This window comes from Tahibacter sp. (assembly GCF_035481375.1).
Classification (GTDB): Bacteria; Pseudomonadota; Gammaproteobacteria; order Xanthomonadales; family Rhodanobacteraceae; genus Tahibacter.
Genome location: NZ_DATIGT010000246.1, coordinates 1 through 3844 on the forward strand (window position 1 = coordinate 1; position 3844 = coordinate 3844).

The following is a 3844-nucleotide window of genomic DNA, read 5'->3' on the forward strand; positions in this document are numbered from 1 at the left end:
CAACCGCACCCCCGTCCCGTCGCCGGCAGCATGGCGGCGTAGCCGGATTCGAAATCCGGATGACGCAGCGGAAAACCCGACGCGCGCAGGCGCCGGTTGGAAAGGCGCTTGTTGCCGACCGCGCGCGCGGCGAGCGCCGGCCCCGGCGCCAGCGGCGGCAGACCGAGGCGGCGCGCGATCCAGTCCTGCACGTCGGCCAGCGGCGCGGGACAGTCGTCGCTGAGGACGTAGCGGCGTTCGGGCGACCGCAGCGAGAGCAGATGCGCGAGCGCGCCAGCAACATCGTCCACATGAATACGATTGGAAAATTCCGGCGCGCCGGCCGGCCGCCGCGCACTGCCGTCGACTACCTGATCGACGAGACGCGTGCGCCCTGGACCGTAGATACCCGAACAGCGCGCGACGATCGCGTCGTCGACGCCGGCGAGGCGCTGTTCGGCTTCGAGCAGCAGGCGGCCGTTGAACGCGAGCGGGGCGCACGGCGTGTCCTCGTCGACCCAGGCGCCGCCGTGGTCGCCGTAGACCGCGCTCGACGACACGAAGATGAAACGTCCGCGCGGCCCGCGCCGCGCGAGCGCATCGAGCAGATGCGCGAGACCGTCGACGAACAGGCCGCGATACGCGGCTTCGTCGCGCTGCCCCGGCGCCGGCAGGAACAGCACGTCGCCGATGTCCTCGGGCAGCGAACGCAGCGACGATGGATCGGTGAGATCGGCGCGCAGCGCCTGCAGCGGAGCCGGCAGCGGTGCTTCGCTGCGGCGCAGGCCGTAGACGCGGCGCCCTGCCGCGGCGAGCGCGAGGCCGGCGCGAACGCCGACATCGCCGCAGCCCGCCAGCAGCACGGCGCCGGCCGCGTTCACGCAGCGGCTTCCGCGACCGGAGGATCGGCTGGCGGTTCGGCACGCGCGGGCCGCGGCAGATAGCGCAGCCACAGCAGGAACATCACGAGCGCATCGAGCACGATGAGCGCCTGCCAGATGTAGCTGTGGAACCACTCGAACCAGACCGAACTCCACTGGTGCAGGTAGTACAGGCTGATGATGCGCACGAGGTTCAGCGCCTGGATCGCGAGCGTGCCGAGCGCGATGCCGACGAGCTTGTGCGTGAAGCGCGCCGGAAACGCGATCATGGCCGAGGCCAGGATGATGACCGCCTCGATGCCGTTGCAGACGCGCTCGATCGACACGGCGAGCCCCGTGCTCACGCTGAGGATGATCTTGCCCTGCGAGATCGCGTCGCCGCCGAACAGCGCGATGAGTTTCGCTGACACCGTCGCGAGCAGCGCGTTGAACGGATCGATCACGTGGACTTCGACGACGGTGAGCACGTCGAGCGTGAACAGCACGAGCAGCGAGGCGACGAAGATGGCGAGGAAACGGAGCATGAGGGGAAAGGTCGGGAGGCGACGCGCGTAGCTTAAGTGAGAAATGAGTTCAGAGGAGTGAGGAACGAGCGAGGCGTGCGGCTGCTGCCGATCGAAATGGCCGGACTTCAGCCGTTTTCTCGCTGCTCGGAACTCTTTTCCAAGCCGCCGATATGCCCTCCGGCCCGCTCCAGGGTGCGTGCTAGCATCGCCCGCATGAATCCCGCACCCAACCTGTTCCTGATCGGCCCGATGGGTGCCGGCAAGACCACGATAGGCCGGCGCATCGCCGAGCATCTGCAGCTGCCGTTCCACGATCTAGACCACGTGATCGAAGAGCAGACGGGCGCAGCCATTCCGCTGATCTTCGATCTCGAAGGCGAGCCCGGATTCCGCCGGCGCGAATGCGCCGCGCTCGACCAGATGAGTGCGCTGCGCGGCATCGTGCTCGCGACCGGCGGCGGCGCGGTGCTCGATGCGCACAATCGCGAATTGCTCGCCGCGCGCGGCTTCGTCGTCTATCTCGAAACGTCCGTCGACATCCAGCTCGCGCGTCTCGCGCGCGACCGCAAGCGTCCGCTGCTCGCCGCGCCGGACCGCCGCGAGCGGCTGGAACAGATGGCCGCCCTGCGCAATCCCCTGTATGCCGCGATCGCCGACATGACCATCCGCTCCGAACACGAACACGCGGCGCACGTCGCCGCCGAACTCTGCGAACGCCTGCAGCACGAATGGCATCGCGCCCCGGCACCGGCCGCCGCATGAGTGCCGTGCGCGAACTCGATGTCGCGCTCGGCGCGCGCAGCTACCCCATCTGGATCGGCCGCAACCTGCTGCAGGACGCCGCGCGCTGGCGCCGCGCGATCCGCGGCCGCCATGTCCTCGTCGTCAGCAATACGACCGTCGCCCCGCTCTACCTCGATGCCGTGCTGGCCGGACTTTCCGGGCTGCAGCAGGCGAGCCTCGTGCTGCCCGACGGCGAACAGCACAAGACACTGGACCGCTGCGCCGAAGCGCTGGGCGCGCTCGCGACGTTGAAAGCCAATCGCGACGCCTGCGTGATCGCGCTCGGCGGCGGCGTCATCGGCGACCTCGCGGGCTTTGCCGCGGCCTGCTGGATGCGCGGCGTCGATTTCCTGCAGATCCCGACGACGCTGCTGGCCCAGGTCGACTCCTCGGTCGGCGGCAAGACCGGCGTGAATCTGCCGGCCGGCAAGAACCTCGTCGGCGCGTTCCATCAACCGCGCGCCGTCGTCATCGACACCGGCACGCTCGCGACGCTGCCTGAGCGCGAATACCGCTCGGGTCTCGCCGAAGTCGTCAAATACGGCGCGATCGGCGATGCGGAATTCTTCGACTGGCTCGAACGCGAAGCCGACGCGCTCGCCGCGCGCGACAGCGATGCGGTCGCCGAGGCAATCGCGCGCAGCTGCCTGCACAAGGCCGGCGTGGTCGCGCGCGACGAACGCGAGGACGGCGAACGCGCGCTGCTGAACTTCGGCCACACCTTCGGCCACGCGCTGGAAACCGCATCCGGCTACGGCCAGTTGCTGCACGGCGAAGCGGTCGCGATCGGCATGCGTCTTGCGGCGCGGCTGTCGAGCGACCTCGGCCGCGCACCCGCCGCGGATGCGGACCGCCTGGCAACGCTGATGCAGCGCCTCGGACTGCCGGTCGACCTGCCGGCCGGCAGCGACGCCGACGCGCTGCTGCAGCTCATGTATCTCGACAAGAAGAACCTCAGCGGCTGCCTGCGCCTGATCCTCTGGCGCGGCATCGGCGCCGCCGAGATCGTGCCGGACGTGACCGACGCGGCGATCCTGCAACGCCTGCGCAGCGGCTGAGCGAGGCCGCTACAATCCCCGCTCATGCGCATCTACATGCAAACCCAGCCGGCCGCCGCGGAGTCGCCGCGCTACTACGAAATCGTGTTGCAGCAGGACCTGCTCGGCGGCTGGACGCTGTACCGCGAATGGGGTCAGCAGGGCGGACGCAGCAGCAGCAAGCGCGAGGTCTACCTCGAACGCGACGATGCGCTGAACGCGTTCGCCCAGGCGCGCGACGCCCAGGTCAAGCGCGGCTTCCGCGTGGTGTTCAGTCAGGGACTGGAGGCGCCGCATGTACGCTGAGCGGCTTCGCATCGCGACCTTCCTGATCGCGACATCCGTTGCATCGGCAGCGGGTGCCGCCGACGAACAGGTTTTCGAACCCGGCAGCAAGCACATCTGCGTGCCCGCCGCGAGCGGCGAAGGCTGGGACTGCCGGTCGAGCGACGGCGCACCTGCCGCGACCGACGAACCGAAACCCGCGCGCGAACCGCGGCTGCGCAGCAGCAGCGAGATTCCCGACGAAGCCGCGCCGGCCGTCGCGGCCGATCCGGTTCCGGCAACGCCCCCGGCCGCACCGCGCGCATCGGGCAGCGGTTCGCGCAACGTGCCGCATTACCTGCTGGCTCCCGAGGCACGCGCGTCGACCCCGGGC

The 3844-nt window shown here is 69.7% G+C and carries 5 protein-coding genes and 1 pseudogene; 4 read left to right on the forward strand and 2 right to left on the reverse strand.

Annotated elements, in window-relative coordinates; all coding sequences use genetic code 11:
• Positions 1 to 860, reverse strand: an 860-nt coding sequence (locus tag VLF18_RS16225; RefSeq protein ID WP_325280671.1) for an SDR family oxidoreductase, incomplete at its 3' end; no start/stop codon positions are given.
• The gene (gene xrtH, locus VLF18_RS16230; protein WP_325280672.1) at positions 857 to 1384 is read right to left on the reverse strand and encodes an exosortase H; all 528 of its coding nucleotides are present in this window, start codon (positions 1382 to 1384) and stop codon (positions 857 to 859) included. The genes VLF18_RS16225 and xrtH, both read right to left, overlap by 4 nt.
• Positions 1385 to 1579: 195 nt before the next feature.
• Here xrtH and aroK point away from each other — a divergent pair, with 195 nt between their 5' ends.
• The 4 genes and pseudogenes from aroK to VLF18_RS16250 all read left to right on the forward strand — a co-directional run.
• Positions 1580 to 2128 carry a shikimate kinase AroK gene (aroK, locus tag VLF18_RS16235; RefSeq protein WP_325280673.1) on the forward strand — a complete coding sequence of 183 codons (549 nt, stop codon included), beginning with the start codon at positions 1580 to 1582 and terminating at the stop codon, positions 2126 to 2128.
• Positions 2095 to 3207 carry a 3-dehydroquinate synthase gene (aroB, locus tag VLF18_RS16240; RefSeq protein WP_325280674.1) on the forward strand — a complete coding sequence of 371 codons (1113 nt, stop codon included), beginning with the start codon at positions 2095 to 2097 and terminating at the stop codon, positions 3205 to 3207. The genes aroK and aroB overlap by 34 nt, the downstream gene beginning before the upstream one ends.
• 24 nt (positions 3208 to 3231) lie before the next feature.
• The gene (locus VLF18_RS16245) at positions 3232 to 3492 is read left to right on the forward strand and encodes a WGR domain-containing protein (protein WP_313920045.1); all 261 of its coding nucleotides are present in this window, start codon (positions 3232 to 3234) and stop codon (positions 3490 to 3492) included.
• Positions 3482 to 3844: pseudogene (locus VLF18_RS16250) on the forward strand (hypothetical protein); the annotation flags it as partial. The gene VLF18_RS16245 and the pseudogene VLF18_RS16250, both read left to right, overlap by 11 nt.